Here is a 22007-nt window from a genome sequence, read left to right on the forward strand (position 1 = left end):
GAATTGTCCGCACGCGACCGAGTGTCGTCATGCGACGCGATATTCCCTAAACTTCTCGCGCAGCGCGGACTTGAGCACCTTGCCGGTGCCGGTCATCGGAAACTCGTCGAGAAATTCGACCGCGTCCGGCATCCACCAACTCGCGATCTTCGGGCGCATGTGGTCGAGCAGCGCCTTGCCGTCGACGGTTGCGCCCTTCTTGCGGACGACGAGGAGCAGGGGGCGTTCCTGCCATTTCTCATGGTTGATCGCGACCACCGCGGCCTGAAGCACATCGGGATGTGACAGGGCGACATCCTCGAGCTGGATCGAGGAGATCCATTCGCCGCCGGACTTGATCACATCCTTGGAGCGGTCGGTCAGCGTGACGTGGCCCTGGCTGTCGATCACGGCCATGTCGCCGGTGATCAGCCAGCCGTCGCGGTCGAGACCCTCGTCGAGCTTCATGTAGCCGGAGGCGACCCAAGGACCCCTGGCACGCAGATGACCGACGGTCTTGCCGTCGCGCGGCAGCTCAACGCCGCCATCATCGACGATACGCAAGGCCGTGCCGAAGCAGGCGCGGCCGGACACCTGGCGGCGGTCGAACTTCTCCTTGTCGCTGAGATGCTCCGAACCGGGCCGCAGGCCCGGCATCGAGCAGCCCAAGGCCTCGGTCATGCCCCAGGCCTGGATGTAGTCGATGTCGTACTCGCGCTTGAGCTTCTCGACCATCGCGCGCGGCGGCGCCGAGCCGGACGACAGCGTCGCGCGCAGTGTCGAGAATCTGTTGCCGGTGCGGCCGAGCCAGTCGAGCAGGATCAGCCAGAAGCTCGGCACGCCGGCCGAGAGCGTCACCTTTTCGCCTTCGAGCAGCTCATAGAGCTTGTCGGGCTCGTAATTGCGGCCGGGCAGCACCAGCTTGGAGCCGGTATAGGGTGCGGTGAACGGCATATTCCAGCCGTTGCCGTGGAACAGCGGCGCCATCGGCATCATCACCTCGCGCACGCCTTCCAGATGCCCGGGCAGGAAGTCGAAATTGCAGGAGACCATGGTCTGCAGGATCGCCGCGCGGTGCGAATAGATCACGCCTTTCGGGTTGCCCGTTGTGCCCGAGGTGTAGCAGATGGTGGAGGCGGACTTTTCGTCGAACTCCGGCCAGGCGAAGCCCGTGTCGTTCTCCTGATCGAGAAGCTCCTCGTAGCAATGAACATTTGCCAGCTTCGTCTCCGGCATCCGCTCGCGCGAGGACATCAGGACATAGGCTTCGATCGTCTTCAGCTGCGGCGCGATCGCCTCGACGATCGGCAGCGTGGCGCGGTCGATGAACAGCAGCCGGTCTTCGGCGTGGTTGATGATGTAGACGAGCTGCTCCGGAAACAGCCGCGGATTGACGGTGTGCAGCACGTAGCCCATGCCCGGTGCGGCATAGAACATCTCGAAATGACGGTGGGTATTCCAGGCCAGCGTGCCGACGCGGTCGCCTTGCTTCATGCCGAGCCGCTTGAGTGTCAGCGCCATGCGCTTGATGCGCGGATGAGCGTCCGCATAAGTGTAGCGATGAATGTCGCCCTCGATCTCGCGCGCGGCGATTTCCGCTTCGCCGTGATAGTCGGCCGCATACTGGATCAGGCCGCTGATCAGGAGCGGCATGTCCATCATCAATCCCTGCATCGTTTCCTCCGGTTCGCCACTTCGTTGCGTGGCGTAGGCTTGTGATTTGCGCTTGAGGTTAGCGGAACGTCACGCGGCGTTCACGCAAAAAGCGAGGGATGTGATTGCACGCGCCACTTTTTCAGGGCTAACGTCAGGTGAGCTGCCGGCGAAGCAGCGTTCGCCGTGGAGGAAATGGATGTCAGCGGAAAGACACAAGACCGGCACGGAAGGCGAATCTACGGTCGATGTTTCCGCACTCCGCGCGCGCTATCGTGACGAGCGCGATCGCCGCCTGCGCGCCGAGGGCAAGGCGCAATATGTCGAGGTCACCGGCGATTTCGGCCGCTACCTCGACGATCCCTGGGCCGATCCGGGATTTGCGCGCGGAGCTGTCAGCGAACAGACCGAGGTGCTCATCGTCGGCGGCGGCTTCGGCGGCCTGTTGTGCGGCGCGCGTCTGCGCGAGGCCGGCATCGACGATTTTCGTATCGTGGAAAAGGCCGCCGATTTCGGCGGCACCTGGTACTGGAATCGCTACCCTGGTGCGGCCTGCGATACCGAGAGCTACATCTATCTGCCGCTGCTGGAAGAGACCGGCTACATGCCGGTGCGCAAATATGCGCGGGCGCCGGAGATATACGAACACTCCGGCCGCATCGGCCGTCACTTCGGCCTCTACGAGCGCGCGCTGTTTCAGACGATCATCTCGCGGATGGAATGGCAGGAGCAGGAGGCACGCTGGCTGGTCGAGACCGATCGCGGCGATCGCATTCGCGCGCGCTTCGTCATCCTTGCCGGTGGCCCGCTCAGCCGCCCGAAGCTGCCGGGCATTCCCGGCATCGAGACGTTCACGGGACACAGCTTCCACACCAGCCGCTGGGATTATGGCTACACCGGCGGCACGGCCGAAGGTGGACTCACCGGCCTTGCCGACAAGCGCGTCGGCATTATCGGCACCGGCGCCACCGCCGTGCAATGCGTCCCGCATCTCGGCCGCTCGGCGAAGGAGCTCTACGTCTTCCAGCGCACGCCCTCGGCGATCGGCGTTCGCGATGACCGGCCGACCGATCAAAGCTGGGCGCACAGCCTCAAGCCCGGCTGGCAGCGCGAGCGCATGGACAATTTTACGGCCGTGATCTCCGGCGAGCCGTTCGAGCAGGATCTGGTGCAGGATGGCTGGACCGGCTTGCTTGGCGAGATCCTGCTGGCGCCGCGCCGCCAGCCGCAGCCGGTGACCTCGATGGAGGAGGCGCTCAGGGTCATCGAGCAGGCCGACTACCGCAAGATGGAGGAAATCCGTGCCCGCGTCGACGCGGTGGTGAAGGACGAGGCGGCCGCGGCGGCGCTCAAACCCTGGTACAAGGCATTCTGCAAGCGGCCATGCTTCCATGACGAATATCTCGACACGTTCAATCGGCCCAACGTGCATCTCGTCGACACCAGGGGGCGAGGCGTCGAGCGCATCACCGGGAACGCCGTCGTGGCTGACGGCAAGGCTTATGAAATCGACTGCCTGATCTATGCCAGCGGCTTCGAGGTTGGCACCGACTATGCGCGCCGTATGGGATTCGAGGTCTACGGCCGAGACGGCATCGGCCTGTCCGAGCGCTGGCGCGACGGCGTCAAGACGCTGCATGGTTTCTACAGCCGCGGCTTCCCGAACTGCTTCCTGATCGTCACCGTGCAGGCCGGCCAGAGCGCCAATTTTCCGCACATCATCGACGAGCAGTCGCGGCACATCGCCTATGTGATCGAGCAGGCGCGCAAGCGCAAGGCCCGGACGCTGGAGCCGACGCTTCAAGCCGAGAATGCCTGGGTCGACGAAGTGGTCAAGGCCGCGCTTGGCCGGCAGACCTATCTCGCCGAATGCACGCCCGGGTACTACAACAACGAGGGCGTGCTCGATCCGATTGCGGCGAGAAACAGCCAATACTGGCGCGGGCCGGTGGCGTTCCTGCGGATGCTCGACAAGTGGCGCAAGGAAGGCAGTCTGGATGGATTGGAATTGTCATATGATCCTGCCATGGAGTCGGCGCCTTCTCCCGGGTAAGCTCGGGGCCAGGATTGCCGTGAAGCCGGAGGAATGCATGATCAGGGGCAGGGGTGTTGCGGGGGCGGTTTTTGGCGCAATGGCGCTGCTCGGTTGCCTGGCGACCGCCACGCAGGCCGCGCAATGCGGCAGTTCGCCGGCGGGTTTCGAGGCCTGGAAGCGTGAGTTCAGTGCGGAGGCGCAGGGCAAAGGCATCGGCCAGACCGCGCTCTCGGCGCTGATGCAGACCAATTACGCCAGCGCCACCATCGCGGCCGACCGCGGGCAGCGCAGCTTCTCGCTGACGCTCGACCAGTTCCTCGCCAAGCGCGGCGCCACCACCATCGTTGCCAAGGGACGGCAGCTCAAGCAGTCGCAGGCCGCCTTGTTCGACTCGATCCAGCAGCGCTACGGCGTCCCACCCGGGCCGCTGATCGCGATCTGGGGCATGGAGACCGGTTTCGGCAGCCAGCGCGGCAACCAGAACATGCTCTCGTCGATCGCGACGCTGGCCTATGACTGCCGCCGTCCCGAATTCTTCACCGACCAGCTCTATGCGGCCCTGAAGCTGATCGATCGCGGCACGCTGTCGGGAGCAACCCGCGGCTCCATGCATGGCGAAGTCGGCCAGACCCAGTTCATGCCCAAGAGCATCCTGGCCTATGGCACCGGCAACCTCGAGGTTGCCGCCAACGCGCTGAACTCTACCGCGAATTTCCTCAAGGCCCATGGCTGGCGCGCGGGAGCCGGTTACCAGCCGGGCGAGCCGAACTTTGCGGCCATCGAGGCCTGGAATGCCGCTGGCGTGTACCAAAAGGCGATTGCGCTGATGGGACGGCAGATCGACGAGGGCGGCGCCGCCGCATCGCGGTGAGGTGATTCGCCAAGCTCAACGCGCCGGCGTAGGAGAAAGTTGTTGCGTTGAGGAACTGACGGCACGAGGTTTGCTTTGATCAGGTTTAGGGCTGGGCATGAGGAGACTCAAGATGGCAACCCAGATCGTGATGGACCAAACTGGCGACACGCGTCACGAGTTTGATCCTGACAATGCCGAAGCGCTGGCGCGAGCCGAGCAGCGCTTTCGTGAGCTGACCGGAGCCGGCTTTACCGCCGCTTTCCGAACCGGGCCCGGTGAAGTCACCCGTATCAGATCGTTCGACCCGACCGCGCACGAAACGCTGTTTTATCCCCGCCTGGTCGGCGGCTGATCTGAGCTGCCCATGTTCGCGGCAGTTTGGCTCCGCGCGCCGGCGCGTGCGCGTCTGCATGCGCTGCGCGAACTCTACCGGCGCTTCCTCGGCGAAAACACGCCGGATGCCCGCGGCCGGCGGCTGCTGGCCGAATGGCTGTCGCCTGTGCAGCGCGCGCAATTCGAGCAGCACCGCTATTTCGACGTCATCGGTAGCGTTACCGGCAAGACCTATCGCATCCACTACGGCACGGCCGCCAATGTCCATGAGATCGACGGCGAGGGGCGTGCGACGATGGGATGGTGCTTCGTCCCGTCAGGCTTCCTCGTGCCGGGCGACGTGATGCTGGCGCAGAAGATTGCCCTCGAGACGGACGAGAAGGGTGCACTTGCGCTCGCCAACCGGTTTCCGCCGGCGACGCATTCGGAGCACTTCTACCGGCGGCCGTTCTAGCGCCGTGAGGCGGTTCACCTCTCCCTTCGGGAGAGGTGAACCAGAGTCTGCGACCACGTCAATCAGTAGTGCGTGGTGCGATAGGCATCCAGTGCATGGGCCGCGAAAATGCCGATGCTGCAAAGGGCGAGCAGGGCGGAGATCAGCTCGATCATAGCTCATCCTCCCGCACCGGCTGGGTGACAAGGTTTTGGCAGCAGGAATAGTCCCGGAGAAGGTCGAGGAAGAATTGCATGGTGGCCGTCCCTGTATGATTTTGACAACGAGATAACCGGCCATCTGTTTCAGGCGTGTTTCGTCGTTTTGGAAACGGGTTTCGCGGGAACCCCGGGGCTGGTTTGTGCAACGCAGACCCGCTACATCGCGCTTTTTCACGGTCCCTCAGCCCCGCCTTTCCGGCGGGCCAAATCATATTGCGAGGCAAAATCATGGCGCAGGTCGAGTGGTTCGACGATCTGACCGTCGGAATGCGGTTCAAATCGCCCGAGGTCGAGGTCACCGAGGCCGACATCAAGCGCTTCGCGGCCGAGTTTGATCCGCAGCCGATGCATCTCGACCACGAGGCTGCCAAGGCGACCCTGTTCAAGGGCCTGGCTGCGTCGGGATGGCACACGGCCGCGATCGCCATGAACCTCGCGATCCAGGCCCGCCCGTTCGGCCCGCATCCGCTGATCGGCGCCGGCGTCGACGGCTTGCGCTGGACTGTTCCGGTGCGGCCCAATGACCGCCTCCATCTGGTCGGCGAGGTCATGAGCCTGACACCGTCGAAGTCGAAGCCGCAGGGCATCGCCTTGGTGAAATGGACGATGCTCAACCAGAACGGCGAGGAGGTTTACACCTTCACCCCGATCGCGATCGTGCCGCGGCGGGGGTAGGACCGGCGCGCTCGCCGCCGGCCAGCCTCCTCAAACCCTTGTCGAACCCTTGCGAGCCTCCGGCGGAGGTGGTCATCTCCACGTGGGGAACACGCTGGAGGCTGACATGAAACGATCTCTTCTCGCCACTGTGCTGCTCGCTGGCGCCCTGGCCGCCGGCGCGGCACTCGCGCAACAATCCAGGGTCGGCGACTGGACCATCGAGAAGCGGACGCAGGACACGCATTGCAACGCGAGCCGCGGTTACAAGGACAAGGACGACGAGAACCGCGACTACGTCATCGCGATCACTTATTCCGACAAGGCCATCGTGATCGTGATGATCTACGACGGCTGGGAGTGGGACAAGGTCGGCGAGATCCTGCGGGTCGATGTCGGCACCGATGACGCAGACATCATGAAGAAGGCGAAGTGGGAGGTCATGGACAAGACCACGGTGCGCGGCATCTTCGAATACGACCAGGCGATCATGGACCGGCTGTCGAAGGCCAAGCGCCTAACGCTCGATTTCGAGGACGATGACGACGACAGCATCGAGATGCAGATCCCGCGTGCCGGGGAGGCACTCGCCGCGCTGAAGTTCTGCGAAGAGAACCGCAAGTAGCTTGCCGGCGCCGGTTGCGCTGCCGGCGGGAATCGGCGGCAACAAGGCCTCGCGACGGCGCGCGAGCGCGTGACACGACGCACACAGTCCGCGCGCTGTTCGTATTTATCCTAGTCTTTGGCGAAAACGTCCAAGCCGCAGCCTGCGGTTGACGTTACGCAAGCACGATGTTCGATACTCCAGCATCTCGCTGCACCGCGTTTTCTTCGTCGAAAGCGACGGTCGAGCGGTCTGCCGCCTCCACCGATTTTCGATGTGCGAGCCCCCTTTGCCACCGGGGCGGCACGCCGATCGCTTCATTCCTGCGATGACGCTCCTCCATGCAAATCGATTCTCGTCTCTCGTCGGCGAGATCTACGACGCGGCGGCCGATCCTGCGCTACGCAACGGCGCGCTGGAACAGGTTTCACATTTCGTCGGCGGGTGCGCCGCGACCATCCTGTCCCGCGACGCGGCAAGGCTCTCGATCGAAATCCATCAGCATTTTGGATCCGAATCCCGCTTCCGTCAGCTCTATCGCGACAGATATGTCGAGCAGGATCCTCTGCTCGATCGTCATCTCGGCTTCTCGGCCGAGCAGGCCATCGGCGTGACCGACATCATGCCGCATGCGGATTTCGTGACGACCAGCTTCTATCGCGAATGGGTCGAGCCGCAGGGCGCGATCGATCTTGCGACCGTCGCGCTCGAAAAGTCGGGCACGCGGACTACAATCTTGCAGGTGCTGCGCCATCGATCGCGCGGAACCGTCGACGAGGCGATGCGCGAGCGCATGCGGTTGCTCGCGCCTCACATCCAGCGTTCCCGGATCATGGGCCGGCAGATCAGGGCGCGCTCGCATACCGTGGATGACCTTGCCGATGTCCTCGACGGCCTGAGCACGGCGATCTGTCTGGTCGACGCAGACGGTCGGGTCGTGCATGCCAACGCGGCGTGCCGGCAGTTGTTCGTCGATGCCAATCTGCTCGCACTGGTCGGGGAGCGGATCGTGGTCCGCAACACCCAGGCGGACAAAATATTCCGCAGCCTGTTCGAAATCGTTGCAGGCGGTGAAATTGGTTCGACCGGTCGCCGCCGGATCGAGCTCGTGACGTCGGCCGACGGTCAACACTATCTCCTCCACGCCCTTCCATTGAGGCGGGAGCGCAACCTGCCGCGAGACGTCGCGGCGATGGTGCTCCTCGTGCAGAAGGCAGCGATGATGCCGTCGCTCGTGCCCGACGCGATCGCCTCGGCGTTTCGGCTGACGCCGTCGGAGTTGCGCGTGCTGATGGCCATTGTCGAGATCGGCGGCGTTCCCGACATTGCAGCAAAGCTCGGTATCGCCGAAACGACGGTGAAGACGCATCTCGGTCGCCTGTTCGAAAAGACCGGTGCCGGCAGGCAGGCGGATCTCGTGAAGATCGCCGCCGGATTTACCGCACCGTTTGCCCGGCGGACGGGCAGCGGCTACGACGCTGTGTGATCCATTTCACGGCGCCAGCCGCGCTGCGATGCAATCTCAATCCATTGTGATGAGCAGGACCGTCGGGTCCTCCGAACGTAGGACGCTTGTCGTTTGAGACTTTCGTATATGGCGCCACCTGAAACGAGAAGGGCAGCGTGCGCCACGGAACAATACGCGCCGGCACCGGACGCGGTGCGGAGACGACAGCGTGTGGCCAGGCCTGCTCGTCGGTTGGAGAAATTGCAGTGAGCGGCAAGGACGAATTTTCCATTCTCAATGTTTCAACGAACGACATTCCCGAAGATGAACGTGTGCCGCTGCTGCGCGAATTCTATCGCCGCGGCGTGCTGAAGGCGGAGGTCGAGCCAACGGAAGACAAGCCGTTCGCCGCGAGCCTCACGTCCCATGGCCTGCCGGACGCCCAGCTGGTGATCGGCGGGCTGATCGGAGCGCGGGTCATCCGTACCAAGCAGCTCGTCGTCGACGGCAACGACAGCCTCGGCCTGATGGTCAATCGATCCGGCATGGTCGAGGTCTCCGCACGAGGACGAGGTCTGCGGCTTTGTCCCGGTGACGCGGTTCTGACGAGCGCGGAGGACATCACGATCTTCGAACGCCTCTCGCTGGGCAATTGTCTGTCGATCCGCGTGCCGCGGCGGGTGCTGGCACCCATGATCGTGGATATCGACGATGCGGTGATGCGCATCATTCCGGATCGTGTCCCTGGACTTCGGCTGCTCGTCGATTATGCGACGTCTCTGGTGCGAGAGCGCGCATTCGCGCTGCCGGCACTGCGCCAGCTCGGCGTTGCACATGTCCACGACCTGATGGCGCGGGTTCTCGGCGCGACGGACGATGTTCATGAACTGGCGGGACGCCGGGGCGTCCGGGCCGCGCGGCTGCGCAAGGTGAAATCCTTCATCATCAACAATTGCTGGCAGCAGGACCTGTCGGTGGCGACGGTGGCGCAGGAGTTCAGCGTGACCACGCGTTATCTGCAGCGCCTGTTCGAAGCCGACGGCAGGACGTTCTCGTCTTTCCTGACCGAGCAGCGTCTCAAGCGCGCTCATCGCATGCTGCGCGAACCGGATTTCGCCGAGCGGCCGGTGAGCTCGATCGCCTATGACGTCGGTTTCGGCGATCTCTCCTATTTCAACCGTTGCTTCCGCCGGGCCTACGGCGCGACCCCGAGCGGCGTCAGGAGCGGCGAGGCGCTGTGACCGTACAGCGGTCTGATGCGCGTCAGGTGATGACGCCGTGTTTCGAGCGACGTCGAAAGTTGGAGTGTGGAATGCGCCGTTTCTTCTTTGATCTCCTGGTCGACAATGTCGTGAAGGTCGATCCGGGCGGCATGGTATTCGAGCAAGCCAGGGCCACGTTCGTAATGGCCGACGAGATGGCGCGACACCTGTTCGTCTGGCGTGACGATCTTCGCGATCGCAACGCCTGGATCCGCGTCAGGGACGCCGCCGGACGAGAGGTGTATCGCGCCGCGGTCTGGTCGGAGGGTACCGACAAGGTCGGCTGGGACCAGGCCTGATCGGTCCGGCGGACGCCCGCCGGCCGGCTGATCGAGGGTTCTCCGCCGGAGTTGAACCTTTTGCTGCCGCGATAGACTCACAGAAGCCGCCGGGCATGGAGAACATTCGCGTCTCCAACTCACCATTGACTGTTCCGATGCCCCGCCCTCCAAAGCAGCCCGAGTTGATCGAGGATATTTATGACTCGGGTCTCCACCCGGAGTTGTGGAGCGAGGTCGTCGTCAAGCTCAATGCGTTCATTGGCAGCCAGGCCTGCGGGCTGATTTCGAAGGACCCGGTCAGCAAGTCCGGTGTGACGCATTACTACTGCGGGGTCGATCCACACTACATCCAGCTCTATGCCGAGACCTACGCCCGCCACGATCCGCTTGCGCGGCTTCCTCGCTATGGCGAGGTTCGCAACATCCCCGATCTCGTGAATTTCGACGAATATCGCCGCGGCCGCTTCTATCAGGAATGGCTGCGCCCCCAAGGCTGCGTCGATGTCGCCAACGTGGTTCTGGAACAGTCGAAATCGCCGAGTCCGATGCTGATGACCGTGATCCCCGGCAAGGACATGCTTGACGCCAGGCAGCGCGCGCGGATGCAGTCCCTGGTCCCACATGCGAGCCGGGCGTTGCTGATCAACAAGGCGATCGAGCGGAAGCAGGATCGAGCCATTGCGCTCGCCGACGTCGTGGATCGGCTGAATGCCGGCGTCATCCTGCTCGATGCGGCCTGCAACATCGTTCACAACAATCCGGCCGCGGAGATGTTGCTCGCCGCCGAGGATGTCCTGCGGTCGGTCGCAGGCCGGCTGGTGGCACGATCCGCCGCGGCGAGTGCGGCCCTGCGCGATATTTTCCGTGACGCAGGCGAGGTCGCCCTGGCGGCGGCTGCCGGGCGAAAGATTCAGCTGATCTCGCACGACGGCTCCTATTACGTCGCGCATGTGATCGCGCTGCCCTCGTTGTTGCGCGAAGGCGGGGCGGAGCCCCATTCGGCCGTCGGCGCCTTGTTCGTCTGGAAAGCGGAGCTGGACGGGCGCTCCTGTGCGGGCGTGATTGACCGCACGTTCGACCTTACCCCGGCGGAACTGCGAGTTCTGCAAGCGATCGTCGAAGTCGGCGGCGTGCCGGAGACGGCAATTGCACTCGGCATCGCGGAGTCGACGGTGAAGACGCATCTTTATCGCGTGTTCGCCAAGACCGGCGTTTCGCGTCAGGCGGACCTCGTCAAGCTCGCGGCCGGATTCTCCAATCCGCTCGTACACTGACGCGCGCGCGAGTCGCTGCAGCTCCCAATAAATTCAATCAGAAGTAGCATTAGAAAGTTATCACGCGTCGTTCGATCGAATGACGCGTTTTTCGGCATTCTCTCCTACGAGACGTCACGTTTTTTTCGACGTCTCGGATATTCGTGTGAAGCAACTCACAGCAACCGGAGCTGAATCCCGTCAATCTCTCGCGCAGGTTGAGAGGAGATTGCCATGCGAACAACGTCATCTTTTCTGGCCGGCAAGTTCCGCGACATCGTCGCCCGCGTCGGCGCCGCTCTCCGCGCCCAGCGCGAGATCGACGCGAAACGCGCATTGCAGCGCTATCGCCATCTGCTGGCGCAGCCGCACGACGCGCGGTGTTTGAATGAAATTATTCCCGTCTCCAGCGAAAAGGATACTTCTGGAAATGCCAACGGAGTTGATCCGCGCGAGCGTGCGCCCGGTCGCCCCGCGTTCGAACGCGCGTAATTTCAACATCGTCGCGGTCGCGTTGACCGCGGCCCTCGTCACGCTTCAGCTCGCCGGGTTGGCGATGCTGGAGCGTTCGCATGCACAGCCGGTCTCTCGGCCCGTCCTGGATTCGCAGGACGCGGACTTCTGCACCGGGAGTGCTGAAATTCCCGCGACGCAGACGCCTTACGATTGACCGGAGGAATGCAGCGTGCCTGACATCACGACCAGCATCCTGTTGAGCGTCGCCGTGTTTGCCGGCGCCTTCGTTTCGGGGCTCTCGGGCTTCGCGTTCTCGGCGGTGGCGGGCGCGATCCTGCTTCGCGTGTTTCAGCCGCTGGAGGCGGTGCCGCTGATGATGGCGTGCAGCATCGGCGTGCAGGCCACTAATCTGTGGGCGCTCCGGCGCAGCATTCGCTGGGAGGGCAGCCTGCTGCTGATCGTCGGCGGGCTGATCGGCGTGCCCATCGCGGTGTCGCTGCTGCAGTCCACGGACACGCATCTGCTCCGGCGCGGGTTCGGCATCATCGTGGCGTTGTACGCCGGCTACATGCTGCTGCGGCCGACGCTGGTGACGGCCGGCGAGGCGGTCGGCCGCCACTGGGTTGCGCTGATCGGCTTCGGAGGAGGGCTGGTCGGCGGCCTCACCGCGATGCCCGGCGCGATTCCCACGATCTGGTGCGACATGCGCGGCATGCCCAAGAGCGAGCAGCGCGGCCTGGTGCAGCCATTCATCGCCGCGATGCAGCTCTTTGCCATCGCGTTGCTGGTCGGGCATCAGGACCTGTCGCCGAGAGTCCTGGTCGACCTCGCGATCAGCCTGCCGGCGCTGTTCGCGGGCTCCGTGCTCGGCGTCCTCGCGTTTCACCGCGTCAATGAGACGGTCTTTCGCAAGACCGTACTCGTTCTGTTGCTGATATCGGGTATTTCCCTGATCTAGTGTCCGGAGTGACTGATTGAGCCCTGGACCGGCGCAGCGCTGGTGTCGTTGCCGTGATGGGTCAGCGGCTTCATGCCGGTGACGGTCCGCAGCAGCACATAGAACACCGGCGTCAGGAACAGGCCGAACACGGTGACGCCGATCATGCCGGAGAACACGGCAACGCCCATCGCCCGCCGCATCTCGGAGCCGGCGCCGGTCGAGAGCACCAGCGGCAGCACGCCCATGATGAACGCCATCGACGTCATCAGGATCGGGCGGAGCCGCAGCCGGCTCGCCTCGATCGCAGCGCGGATCGGGGTGCGTCCGGCAAATTCGAGCTCGCGGGCGAATTCGACGATGAGGATCGCGTTCTTGGCCGAAAGTCCCACCAGGACGATGAGTCCGATCTGGGTAAAGACGTTGTTGTCGCCCTTGGAGATCCAGACGCCGAACATGGCAGCGAGTAGGCCCATCGGCACGATCATGATGATCGAGAGCGGCAGGGTCAGGCTCTCATAGAGCGCGGCCAGCACCAGGAACACCAGCAGGATCGCCAGCGGGAATACCCAGATGCCCGAATTGCCGGCGATGAACTCCTGATAAGTGAGGTCGGTCCATTCGAAGGCAAAGCCGGGCGGCAGCGTTTCCGCGGCGATCCGCGTTGCCGCTTCCTGCGCCTGGCCGGAGGAGAAGCCGGGCGCAGCCGCGGCGTTGATGTCGGACGACAGGAAGCCGTTGTAGCGGATCGCGCGCTCCGGACCCGCGCTCTGGCGGATGCTCAAGAGCGCCGAGAGCGGCACCATGTCGCCGGAAGACGAGCGCACCTTCAATTGCCTGATGTCGTCGGCGCGGGCGCGGAACGGCGCGTCGGCCTGCACCCGGACCGAATAGGTGCGGCCAAACTTGTTGAAGTCGTTGACGTAGTAGGAGCCGAGGTAAATCTGGAGCGTATTAAACACCTCCGTCACGGGCACGCCGAGCTGGAGCGCCTTGGTGCGGTCGATGTCGGCGAACAGCTGGGGCACGTTGACCTGGAAGCTCGAGAACACACCGGCGATCTCCGGCGCCTTCTGCATTGCCGCCATGAACGCCTTGGTCGCCTCGTTCAGCGCCTCATAGCCGAGACCGGCGCGGTCCTCGATCTGGAGCTTGAAGCCGCCGATGGTGCCGAGGCCGTTGACCGGCGGCGGCGGGAACATGGCGATGAAGGCTTCCTGGATGCCGGCATATTTCTTGTTGAGATCGGCCGCGATCGCATTGCCGCTCAGTGCCGGACCCTTGCGTTCGTCGAACGGTTTCAGCGTCGAGAACACGATGCCCGCGTTGGAGGAGTTGGTGAAGCCGGAGATCGACAGGCCCGGGAATGCAACCGAGCTCTCGACACCGGGCTGTGTCAGCGCGACATCGCTCATCTTGCGGATCACCTCTTCAGTGCGATCCAGCGCTGCGCCATCGGGCAGGCGGGCAAAGCCGACCAGATATTGCTTGTCCTGACCCGGCACGAATCCGCTCGGCACCTGCTGGAACAGCAGAGCGGTGAGGCCGACCAGCAGCACATAGAGTCCCATCACCGCGGCCTTGCCCGAGATCACCTTGGTGACGGTGCCGCTGTAGTTCTCCGAAGAACGCGTGAAGGCCTTGTTGAAGCCGCGGAAGAACCAGCCGAGGCCCTTTTCCATGATGATCGTCAGCCGGTCCTTCGGCTCGTCGTGGCCCTTGAGCAGCAATGCCGAAAGGGCGGGCGACAGCGTCAGCGAGTTGACGGCCGAGATCACGGTCGAGATCGCGATCGTCAGCGCGAACTGCTTGTAGAACTGTCCCGTGAGGCCGGAGATGAAGGCGAGCGGCACGAATACCGCGACCAGCACCATCGCGATCGCGATGATCGGTCCCGACACTTCGCGCATCGCCTGATAGGTGGCATCGCGCGGCGACAGCCCGCCCTCGATGTTGCGCTCGACGTTCTCGACCACGACGATGGCGTCGTCGACCACGATGCCGATCGCGAGCACGAGGCCGAACAGGCTGAGCGCATTGATGGAGAAGCCGAACACGTGCATCACCGCGAAGGTGCCGACGATCGACACCGGCACCGCGAGCAGCGGAATGATCGAGGCGCGCCAGGTCTGGAGGAACAGGATCACCACCAGCACCACCAGCGCGATCGCCTCCAGCAGCGTGTGGATCACGGCCTCGATCGAGGAACGCACGAACTGGGTGGGATCGTAGACGATCTGGTAGGACACACCCTCCGGCATGTTCTTCTTGATCTCGGCCATGGTGACGCGAACGTGGTCGGAAATCTCGAGCGCGTTGGACCCCGGCGCCTGGAAGATCGGGATCGCCACCGCCTGCTTGTTGTCGAGCAGCGAGCGCAGCCCGTATTCGGACGCGCCGAGCTCGATGCGCGCGACTTCGCGCAAGCGCACCACTTCGCCGCGCGTGCCGGTCTTGACCACGATGTCGGCGAACTGGTCTTCGTTGGCAAGCCTCCCCTCCGCATTGACGGAGAGCTGGAGGTCGATCCCCTTGACGTTCGGGGAGGAGCCGACGACGCCGGCGGCGGCCTCGACGTTTTGCGCCTGGATCGCCCTGACGATGTCGCTCGCGGTCAGCCCGTGCTCGGCGGCCTTCTGCGGGTCGACCCAGACCCGCATCGAATAGTCGCCGGCGCCGTAGAGCTGGACGTCGCCGACGCCGTCGATCCGCGCCAGCCGGTCCTTGACGTTGAGCACCGCGTAATTGCGCAAATACGTCATGTCGTAGCGGCCGTTCGGCGACAACAGATGCACGACCATGGTGAGGTCGGGCGACGATTTCTTGGTGATGATGCCGAGCTGGCGCACCACGGCCGGCAGGCGCGGTTCGGCCTGCTGCACGCGGTTTTGCACCAGCTGCGTCGCCTTGTCGGGATCGGTGCCGAGGCGGAACGTCACCGTCAGCGTCATCGCGCCGTCGGTGGTCGCCTGGCTCGACATGTAGAGCATGTTCTCGACACCGTTGATCTGCTCCTCGATCGGGGTCGCCACCGTCTCAGCGATCACCTTGGGATTGGCGCCGGGATAGGTCGCTCGCACCACGACGGAGGGCGGCACCACGTCCGGGTATTCCGAGATCGGCATCGCGAACAGCGAGATCAGCCCGGCGAGAAAGATCAGGACCGACAGCACGCCGGCGAAGATCGGACGGTCAATGAAGAACTTTGAGAGATTCATGGCTTTGCCCCTGGGCAATATCTTGCAGCTCTCCAGACACCTCCGCCGTCATTCCGGGGCGCGCAAAGCGCGAACCCGGAATCCGGAGGTGACGTGCTCGGAGTTTCGTAACTTCGTTGCTCCGGGCTCGCGCCGCGCACGCCCCGGAAATGACGTAACTAGCGTTGCACCACGTCCTGGTTGCTGTGGTTGGAAGCCTGCTGCGGACCACGCGCACCCATCGCCGCGACCTCGGTCTTGAGGAGGGCGCCCGGACGCACGCGCTGCAGGCCGTTGACCACGATGCGGTCGCCGGACTTCAGGCCTGCGGTGACGATGCGAAGACCGTCAACGGCGCCGCCGAGCGTGATCGGTCGATAGACCGCGCGGCTGTCGTCGCCGACCGCCATCACGAATTTCTTGTCCTGGTCGGTTCCGATCGCGCGCTCGTCGATCATCACCAGCGCCTGCTGCTTCGGCTGGCCCATGCGCACGCGGGCGAACTGGCCGGGGATGAGATGCCCGTCCTCATTCCGGAATACCGCGCGAACACGGATGGTGCCGCTCTGGCCGTTGACCTGGTTGTCGATGAGCTGGATGTGGCCCTTGGCCGAGAGGCCGCCTGAGGTCGTCATCTCCACCGGGATCTGGTCGAGCTTGCCGCGTCGGCCGGAGGCGTCCGCGATCGAGTTCAGCGCGCGCAGCACGACCTCTTCATCCGCATCGAACGAGGCGTAGATCGGATTGACCGAGACCAGCGAGGTTAGCACCGGGGAGGCGGTGCCGGCGGCGACGAGATTGCCGACGGTGATCTCGATCTTGCCGACGCGGCCGTCCACCGGCGCACGCACTTCGGTGTAGTCGAGATTGAGCTTTGCGGTCTGGAGCGTTGCCTCGGCGGCCTTCACGTTGGCGATGGCTTCGCGGTGGGCATTCTCGCGCTGGTCGTAGTCGCGCCGCGTGACGACGGCGTTGCCGACCAGCTGTGCGCCGCGCTCGAGCTCGCTCTGCGTGAACACCACGCGTGCCTTGGCGGCCTCGAGCTGGGCAGCGGCCTTGTCGACCTCGGCGGCGTAGGGCGCCGGATCGATCTTGAACAGGATGTCGCCGGCCTTCACCAGCGCGCCTTCGGTGAAATTGGTCGACAGGATCGCACCGGCCACGCGCGGGCGAAGCTCGACGCGCTGGATGGCTTCGAGCCGGCCGGAGAAATCGTCCCACAGCACGGTCTGTTTCGGCTCGATCATCGCGACGGTGACGGAGACGGCTTGTTCGGCCGCGGCGGCTGTTGCCGTCGCCTGGGCTGCACGGAAGTAGTGGCCGGTTGCGATCGAGCCGGCCACGGCGAGGGTGCCCACGACGGCGACGCCGCCGAGCAGGCGACGGAAACGGCCGGCAGGGCCGGAATTCCGGGAGAGGTGATTTTGGGACGGGGGCATTTGCGCGCTCCAGATATGTAGTGTTCACTACAGATGTGGAGCTGGATATCGCAGCGCAAGATACTTATGTACCGTTCACTAAGAAAATTGTAGCCGCTTACCGCAAGAATTGGAAGGCGGAAGAGAAAAGAAAGCTGGAACAGTTAGATAGGGTCAGGCGTGAAACTGGGGCGAGACGCCGATTCCGAGGAGACAGGCACATGGGCATGGGACGCCCCCGCGAATTCGACCCCGAAACGGCGTTGGATCAGGCGATGGAAGTGTTTTGGCGCCATGGCTATGAGGGCGCCACCATCGCGCAGCTCACCGAGGCCATGGGCATCAATCCCCCCAGCCTCTATGCCTGCTTCGGCAACAAGGAAGGCCTGCTGAAGGCCGCGCTCGACCGCTACACCAAATTGCGGGGCGCCTGGATGGACGAGGTCGTCGCGGCGCCGACCGCGCGCGCCGTGGCCGAACGGATGCTGATGGGCATTGCCGACAAGCAGACCGATCCCGCCAATCCGCCCGGCTGCCTGCTGGTGCAGGGCGGCATCGCCTGCGGCACCGGCTCGGAAAACGTCCCCTTCGAACTCGCCGCCCGCCGCGGCGAGAACGAAGACCAGCTCCGCGATCGTTTCATACGCGCCAAGGCGGAGGGCGATCTCAAGCCGAGCGCTGATCCCGCGGCGCTTGCGCGCTACGTCTCGGCCGTCGCGGTCGGCATGGGCGTGATGGCGTCCTCAGGCTCGGATCGCGAGGCGCTGCGGCAGGTCGCGAGTGTCGCGGTGCAGGCGGTCGAGGCGCAGTCGTCCGACGGAATGTGATGCGCAGCCGGCGCCTCGCTCTCAATCATCTCTTGGAATTGCAGACAGCGACGGCGGCGGGACGAAGCCGCCGAACTCGCGTTCGATCAGTCCGGCCAGCGCAATCGTCGTGCGATCCTCGAGATAGGGGCCGATGATCTGCACGCCGATCGGCAGGCTTGAGGGCGTACGCTCGATCGGAACGGCGGTCGCGGGCAGGCCGCAGGTCGACGCCGGGTCGGCCCAGATGAAGCAGGCATCGGAATAGTTGTGGAGCTTTCCATCGATGTCCAGCTGCCGCGCGTCGAACGGCTCGGACTGGTCGTGCGGAAAGGCCGGCACGGCGGCGGCGGGATAGATCACCGCATCGAACTCGCGGAACAATTGCTGCCATCGTTGCTGCAATTGCAGGCGGGCCGCGTCGGCCGCCAGCCAGTCACGATGGATCATGGCCCAGCCGCGCGCGCGTTCGGCTTGCAGGCTGCGGTCGTCGGGCGAGAGTGCCTCCGCGATTTCTTGCGCCTCGGCGAGGGCGGCCGGCGTCAGGCGTGGACTTCGCGCCGCGTTCAACAGCTTCATGTAGAGCCGCGCGGATTCGGCGAGATCGGGCAGCGACGTGCTTGCGCGCGCGAGCCGTGCGCCCGAACGTTCGAGCCGTTCCGCCATTCGCCCGATGGCTGAACGCACGGCATCACCCGTCGGCATCAACGGATGCGTATCGATCACGAGGATCCTGAAATCCCCGAGCTGGCTGTGTCGCGGGGCCGGCAGCGCAAGGCGATAGCCGATCCCGTCGCGGGTCTCGTCGGGGCCGGCGATCACGTCGAGCGCCAATGCGAGGTCCGAGGCCGTGCGCGCCATCGGCCCAATCACGGCCAGATCGCCCTGGCCGGGGACGGGCGGTGCCGGCGGCAGGCTGTATCCGCGCAGCGGGACCAGGCCGAGGCTCGGCTTGTGTCCGAACACGCCGCAGAAATGCGCCGGCACCCTGATCGAGCCGCCGATATCCGAGCCGATCGAGAGCGGACCGAAGCCCGCAGCCAGCGCCGCGCCCGATCCGCCTGAGGAGCCGCCGGGTGACCGGCCGAGGTCCCATGGATTGTTCGTCGTCCCGTGGATCTCGTTGTAGCTCTGGAAATCCCGCAAGGCGATCGGGATATTGGTCTTGCCGATGATGACGGCGCCCGCCGCCTTCAGCCGCGCGACGACCAGGGCATCTTCCGTCGGTTGGAAATCCCTGAACTGCGGAAAGCCCCATGTCGTCGGCAGGCCGGCGACGTTGAACGGTTCTTTCAAGGTGACGGGGATGCCGAGCAACGGCTGCCGTTCGCCGCGACCAAGTGCGGCATCAGCGGCGAGCGCGGCGTCTCTCGCGCGATCGAAATCGCGAACGATGATCGCGTTGATCGGTCCGTCCAGCGCTTCGATGCGCGCAATCGTATGCGCTAGTAATTCTGACGCAGATATCTTGCGGGCGTGCAAGGCGCTCAGAAGCGAGCCGATCGAGCCGTAGTCCAGGTCAGCGGCCTCTGCAATCATGACAAATCCCTTTGTATCTCATTGCCGGGTCGATGCTGTCCCGGGTGCGAATCGATCGGGCGGTCGAATATGCAATTTTGACAACGTAGTGAGGAGGCTGTGCAGTGGAAGCCAGATCTGTCCGCCTGTCGTGGCCGGACATGATCGTCGTCAGCGATGCCTTCCCACGGTTGGGCGCCAGATCACGGGCTACGCGCTGATTGTCGCGGTCTAATCAGCTTCGGTGGGCCTGTACGCGCTGCTGCTCGCATGGCATTGGGGGCGGTGAAGCTTGGATACCGACCTCCATGTTCGCCCTGACATTTCTCGGGACCTCGGCCAGCGTTCCCTCGGCGGAGCGCAACCATCCGGCCCTCCTCGTCGAGGCCGCAGGCGAGCGCATCCTAGTCGATTGCGGCGAGGGCACGCAGCGCCAGTTGCTGCGCAGCGGCGCCGGCTTCCGGCGGCTTGGCCGCATCCTGCTGACGCACGGTCATCTCGATCACGTGCTCGGCATCCCCGGCCTCTTCTCGACGCTCGGCTTGCGTCGGAGCGCCGACGTGATGACCGTTCATGCGGGGCCGGGCACGCTCGACATCGTCGCTCGAATGCTTGCAGGCCTGTGGGGTGGGGGCAGGGCGCCGATCGCGGTGGAGTTTGCGCCGATGACCGAAGGACAGGTCATCGACGCCGGCGACTTCACCATCGATTGCTTTCCGGTCCGGCACCGCGACACCGACAGCTTTGGCTTTTCTTTCCAGAGTCCCGCCCGCCGTCATCTATTGGCCGATCGCCTCTCGGCGCTCGGTGTCCCCGACGGTCCCGTGCGCGGAGAGCTGGCCGCAGGGCGACCGGTCGTGATCGCCGGCCAAACGATCGATCCGGAAGAGGTCCTGGGACCCCCCAGCGGCGGCAAGAAGCTCGTCGTGATCGGTGACACCGAAACCACCGATGGGCTCTCTCGACATATCGCGGGCGCCGATCTGCTGGTGATCGAGGCCACGTTCCTCGATCGCGATGCGTCGACCGCGCGGGACTACGGCCATCTCACGGCAACCGAAGCCGCTCTGTTTGCCGCCGCGAACAATGTCGGGCAGCTCGTGCTCACCCATCAGTCGGGCCGCTACGCGGACCACGAAGTCCTGATGGAGGCGGCAAGGATTTTTCCGAATACGCGGATCGCCGCCGACTTCGATCACATCGTGATCTAGTCGTTGCGACGGCTCTCAGCTCGACGATACCGACTCGATCGCGAGGTCCTGCTTGTGGCGGTCGAGGCCGGCGCCGATGTCCGCGAGATAGACCACGTCGCCGACGTCGAGATACCGAGCGAGGCCGCATTGCCCACATCAGGCACGACGGGCCGCGGGATCCTGGAAAGTGCATGTGACCCCGATCGGGGCGTTTGGATGCTCCTGCCGCAACGCCGGACGAAGCGCGCTGAGTTCGTGTCGTTCGCCGGGTGTTCTCGCGATTTGCCCGGATCGTCGCCGATCGCCCGGAAGCGCTGACGGTCAATTCACGCTCGGCTCACACGTCAAGGCAAATCTGATCGGTGTCAAACAGGAGTATTCGCCATGATGCTCGATAGCGTTGAGAAATGGATCATCGCGTTCGCCTTTGGCGCCGTCATGGTCGGGATGTACTCGTGGTCTCGCTTCGACGAGCCGAGCTGCGACAGCCGATCGGAATATTTCTCCCGCTACAAGCCCCGGTTCTCCACCTCTTACAGTCGGTATGCCCGCGCCAAATGGGCCTATGTTGCTCGATGTGTTCGAACGAATTGACTTCCCGAACGAAATGACCATTGAGGACATTCACCTGGGTAGTCCAAACGACGATTTTTTTCGGGTTGTCTCCAGTGTCGTTGGAGTCGAGAACGCGGTGGCGCATTTTCAGAATTGCGTCTTCAATGACATCCGCTTTGATGGTATGATTTATAGGTCGGTGAGGTCTGCGCCCTCGAAGGCGGAAGCGGCGTTGATTGACAAGCGCTTTCAAGCTCAAGTGAAGCGCCTTGTAGACGCCGCCTAGATATCCGGGCGCACCAGAGATATTTGAACATCTAACGGGAGTGGTCTCCCTTAACCACTCGCAGCCGCTGCTGCCCGTCCGTGCCGACCTTCATCTGGTCCCTAAAGCGCATGTATTGCTCGACGTTCTGCCGGGACATGCCGATGTCGTTGGCGATCTGGTCGACGCCGTAGCCGGCTTCGGCGCGGGCGAGAATGCCGGTGCCGCGTAGGCCGTGAATGGTCGGGTGGTCGGCATCCTCCGGGTCGATGTCCCACTCGTATTTCGGCTCGGATGCTTGCGCGACGGTCTGGAGACCGCAATCGATGCGGTGTTCTAGTGCGGCTTAATAAAAGTCGGCGTGACTGAAAAAAGGCAGGACGTGGAGCGCCCATCCCGTAAGCGCAGCCAAGGCTATCACCGTTCCCCAGAACAATAGACCGTATATCCGGTCATTCGGTGGCTTCTCTCGACCCAAATGCCTTCCCGCCAGATTTTGTCCGCGCTGTTGATTGCAGTCGACGATTTACTCGCGTTCTAGCTGTTACAATCAGTCCGCGCAATGGGTGCGCATTCGCGAAAACGACTTTTCAACCCAGCAGAGGAGGGTGGCGCAATGCCTCCATCGATAACGGCTGCAATCGTCAAAACGAT

The 22007-nt window shown here is 64.0% G+C and carries 20 protein-coding genes; 15 read left to right on the forward strand and 5 right to left on the reverse strand.

The features are described 5' to 3' along the window. Positions 1-27 precede the first annotated feature (27 nt). Positions 28-1653 carry a long-chain fatty acid--CoA ligase gene (locus QSV46_RS02470; protein WP_314945837.1) on the reverse strand — a complete coding sequence of 542 codons (1626 nt, stop codon included), beginning with the start codon at positions 1651-1653 and terminating at the stop codon, positions 28-30. Between the two features lie 178 nt (positions 1654-1831). Between QSV46_RS02470 and QSV46_RS02475 the strand changes: the two genes are divergently transcribed. The 10 genes from QSV46_RS02475 to QSV46_RS02520 all read left to right on the forward strand — a co-directional run bounded on the left by QSV46_RS02475 (position 1832) and on the right by QSV46_RS02520 (position 11029). Beyond that, the gene (locus QSV46_RS02475) at positions 1832-3685 is read left to right on the forward strand and encodes an NAD(P)/FAD-dependent oxidoreductase (RefSeq protein ID WP_314945839.1); all 1854 of its coding nucleotides are present in this window, start codon (positions 1832-1834) and stop codon (positions 3683-3685) included. Between the two features lie 37 nt (positions 3686-3722). Continuing rightward, the gene (locus tag QSV46_RS02480; RefSeq protein ID WP_314945840.1) at positions 3723-4538 is read left to right on the forward strand and encodes a lytic murein transglycosylase; all 816 of its coding nucleotides are present in this window, start codon (positions 3723-3725) and stop codon (positions 4536-4538) included. A gap of 112 nt (positions 4539-4650) precedes the next feature. Continuing rightward, positions 4651-4872 (forward strand): hypothetical protein, encoded by a 222-nt coding sequence (locus QSV46_RS02485; RefSeq protein WP_247318852.1) that lies wholly within the window; start codon positions 4651-4653, stop codon positions 4870-4872. A 12-nt stretch (positions 4873-4884) separates the two neighbouring features. Continuing rightward, the gene (locus QSV46_RS02490; RefSeq protein WP_314945841.1) at positions 4885-5307 is read left to right on the forward strand and encodes a hypothetical protein; all 423 of its coding nucleotides are present in this window, start codon (positions 4885-4887) and stop codon (positions 5305-5307) included. A 428-nt stretch (positions 5308-5735) separates the two neighbouring features. Continuing rightward, on the forward strand, positions 5736-6182 hold the full coding sequence (locus QSV46_RS02495) for a MaoC family dehydratase (protein WP_314945842.1): 447 nt from the start codon (positions 5736-5738) through the stop codon (positions 6180-6182). A 106-nt stretch (positions 6183-6288) separates the two neighbouring features. Then, positions 6289-6786 (forward strand): hypothetical protein, encoded by a 498-nt coding sequence (locus QSV46_RS02500; protein ID WP_314945844.1) that lies wholly within the window; start codon positions 6289-6291, stop codon positions 6784-6786. Between the two features lie 307 nt (positions 6787-7093). Then, entirely contained in the window at positions 7094-8251 is a 1158-nt protein-coding gene (locus tag QSV46_RS02505) for a helix-turn-helix transcriptional regulator (protein WP_314945845.1), read from the forward strand. 227 nt (positions 8252-8478) lie between these two features. Further along, positions 8479-9453, forward strand: coding sequence for an AraC family transcriptional regulator (locus tag QSV46_RS02510; protein WP_314945848.1), 975 nt, complete (start codon positions 8479-8481; stop codon positions 9451-9453). 71 nt (positions 9454-9524) lie between these two features. Then, positions 9525-9773 carry a DUF6894 family protein gene (locus QSV46_RS02515; RefSeq protein WP_314945849.1) on the forward strand — a complete coding sequence of 83 codons (249 nt, stop codon included), beginning with the start codon at positions 9525-9527 and terminating at the stop codon, positions 9771-9773. A 137-nt stretch (positions 9774-9910) separates the two neighbouring features. Continuing rightward, positions 9911-11029 (forward strand): helix-turn-helix transcriptional regulator, encoded by a 1119-nt coding sequence (locus QSV46_RS02520; RefSeq protein WP_314945851.1) that lies wholly within the window; start codon positions 9911-9913, stop codon positions 11027-11029. Between the two features lie 225 nt (positions 11030-11254). Here the strand turns inward: QSV46_RS02520 and QSV46_RS02525 are convergent, their stop codons facing one another. Further along, positions 11255-11542 carry a hypothetical protein gene (locus QSV46_RS02525; protein ID WP_314945854.1) on the reverse strand — a complete coding sequence of 96 codons (288 nt, stop codon included), beginning with the start codon at positions 11540-11542 and terminating at the stop codon, positions 11255-11257. Positions 11543-11693: 151 nt separating this feature from the next. On the opposite strand from QSV46_RS02525, the gene QSV46_RS02530 reads away from it, so the two are divergent. Then, positions 11694-12422: a sulfite exporter TauE/SafE family protein gene (locus QSV46_RS02530; RefSeq protein WP_314945857.1), complete on the forward strand. Its 729-nt coding sequence runs from the start codon at positions 11694-11696 to the stop codon at positions 12420-12422. On the opposite strand, the gene QSV46_RS02535 is transcribed toward QSV46_RS02530, so the two are convergent. Beyond that, positions 12419-15619, reverse strand: coding sequence for a multidrug efflux RND transporter permease subunit (locus tag QSV46_RS02535; RefSeq protein ID WP_314945861.1), 3201 nt, complete (start codon positions 15617-15619; stop codon positions 12419-12421). The genes QSV46_RS02530 and QSV46_RS02535 overlap by 4 nt on opposite strands. 158 nt (positions 15620-15777) lie before the next feature. Continuing rightward, positions 15778-17037 carry an efflux RND transporter periplasmic adaptor subunit gene (locus QSV46_RS02540; protein WP_314945864.1) on the reverse strand — a complete coding sequence of 420 codons (1260 nt, stop codon included), beginning with the start codon at positions 17035-17037 and terminating at the stop codon, positions 15778-15780. Between the two features lie 200 nt (positions 17038-17237). Between QSV46_RS02540 and QSV46_RS02545 the strand changes: the two genes are divergently transcribed. Further along, entirely contained in the window at positions 17238-17843 is a 606-nt protein-coding gene (locus QSV46_RS02545; protein ID WP_314945866.1) for a TetR/AcrR family transcriptional regulator, read from the forward strand. A 21-nt stretch (positions 17844-17864) separates the two neighbouring features. Here QSV46_RS02545 and QSV46_RS02550 read toward each other — a convergent pair whose 3' ends face one another. Beyond that, complete coding sequence (locus QSV46_RS02550) at positions 17865-19361, reverse strand: amidase (RefSeq protein WP_314945869.1); 1497 nt, start codon at positions 19359-19361, stop codon at positions 17865-17867. A gap of 287 nt (positions 19362-19648) precedes the next feature. Here QSV46_RS02550 and QSV46_RS02555 point away from each other — a divergent pair, with 287 nt between their 5' ends. From QSV46_RS02555 to QSV46_RS02565, 3 genes are all read left to right on the forward strand, one after another. After that, on the forward strand, positions 19649-20551 hold the full coding sequence (locus tag QSV46_RS02555) for a ribonuclease Z (RefSeq protein WP_314945872.1): 903 nt from the start codon (positions 19649-19651) through the stop codon (positions 20549-20551). 366 nt (positions 20552-20917) lie between these two features. Continuing rightward, positions 20918-21127, forward strand: coding sequence for a hypothetical protein (locus tag QSV46_RS02560; RefSeq protein ID WP_314945875.1), 210 nt, complete (start codon positions 20918-20920; stop codon positions 21125-21127). Continuing rightward, positions 21099-21374 carry a hypothetical protein gene (locus tag QSV46_RS02565; RefSeq protein ID WP_314945877.1) on the forward strand — a complete coding sequence of 92 codons (276 nt, stop codon included), beginning with the start codon at positions 21099-21101 and terminating at the stop codon, positions 21372-21374. The genes QSV46_RS02560 and QSV46_RS02565 overlap by 29 nt, the downstream gene beginning before the upstream one ends. Positions 21375-22007: the final 633 nt, after the last annotated feature.

Origin of the sequence: Bradyrhizobium cosmicum (genome assembly GCF_032290525.1) — a bacterium.
Lineage (GTDB): Bacteria > Pseudomonadota > Alphaproteobacteria > Rhizobiales > Xanthobacteraceae > Bradyrhizobium > Bradyrhizobium cosmicum_A.

What these genes read in the sequence shown, in the direction of transcription:
- QSV46_RS02560 (WP_314945875.1), top strand. Translation starts at nt 20,918, where the DNA reads ATGATGCTCGATAGCGTTGAGAAATGGATCATCGCGTTCGCCTTTGGC.
- QSV46_RS02470 (WP_314945837.1), bottom strand. Translation starts at nt 1,653, where the DNA reads ATGCAGGGATTGATGATGGACATGCCGCTCCTGATCAGCGGCCTGATC.
- QSV46_RS02505 (WP_314945845.1), top strand. Translation starts at nt 7,094, where the DNA reads ATGACGCTCCTCCATGCAAATCGATTCTCGTCTCTCGTCGGCGAGATC.
- QSV46_RS02550 (WP_314945869.1), bottom strand. Translation starts at nt 19,361, where the DNA reads ATGATTGCAGAGGCCGCTGACCTGGACTACGGCTCGATCGGCTCGCTT.
- QSV46_RS02515 (WP_314945849.1), top strand. Translation starts at nt 9,525, where the DNA reads ATGCGCCGTTTCTTCTTTGATCTCCTGGTCGACAATGTCGTGAAGGTC.
- QSV46_RS02555 (WP_314945872.1), top strand. Translation starts at nt 19,649, where the DNA reads ATGTTCGCCCTGACATTTCTCGGGACCTCGGCCAGCGTTCCCTCGGCG.
- QSV46_RS02540 (WP_314945864.1), bottom strand. Translation starts at nt 17,037, where the DNA reads ATGCCCCCGTCCCAAAATCACCTCTCCCGGAATTCCGGCCCTGCCGGC.
- QSV46_RS02485 (WP_247318852.1), top strand. Translation starts at nt 4,651, where the DNA reads ATGGCAACCCAGATCGTGATGGACCAAACTGGCGACACGCGTCACGAG.
- QSV46_RS02535 (WP_314945861.1), bottom strand. Translation starts at nt 15,619, where the DNA reads ATGAATCTCTCAAAGTTCTTCATTGACCGTCCGATCTTCGCCGGCGTG.
- QSV46_RS02565 (WP_314945877.1), top strand. Translation starts at nt 21,099, where the DNA reads ATGTTGCTCGATGTGTTCGAACGAATTGACTTCCCGAACGAAATGACC.
- QSV46_RS02490 (WP_314945841.1), top strand. Translation starts at nt 4,885, where the DNA reads ATGTTCGCGGCAGTTTGGCTCCGCGCGCCGGCGCGTGCGCGTCTGCAT.
- QSV46_RS02475 (WP_314945839.1), top strand. Translation starts at nt 1,832, where the DNA reads ATGTCAGCGGAAAGACACAAGACCGGCACGGAAGGCGAATCTACGGTC.
- QSV46_RS02545 (WP_314945866.1), top strand. Translation starts at nt 17,238, where the DNA reads ATGGGCATGGGACGCCCCCGCGAATTCGACCCCGAAACGGCGTTGGAT.
- QSV46_RS02480 (WP_314945840.1), top strand. Translation starts at nt 3,723, where the DNA reads ATGATCAGGGGCAGGGGTGTTGCGGGGGCGGTTTTTGGCGCAATGGCG.
- QSV46_RS02495 (WP_314945842.1), top strand. Translation starts at nt 5,736, where the DNA reads ATGGCGCAGGTCGAGTGGTTCGACGATCTGACCGTCGGAATGCGGTTC.
- QSV46_RS02520 (WP_314945851.1), top strand. Translation starts at nt 9,911, where the DNA reads ATGCCCCGCCCTCCAAAGCAGCCCGAGTTGATCGAGGATATTTATGAC.
- QSV46_RS02500 (WP_314945844.1), top strand. Translation starts at nt 6,289, where the DNA reads ATGAAACGATCTCTTCTCGCCACTGTGCTGCTCGCTGGCGCCCTGGCC.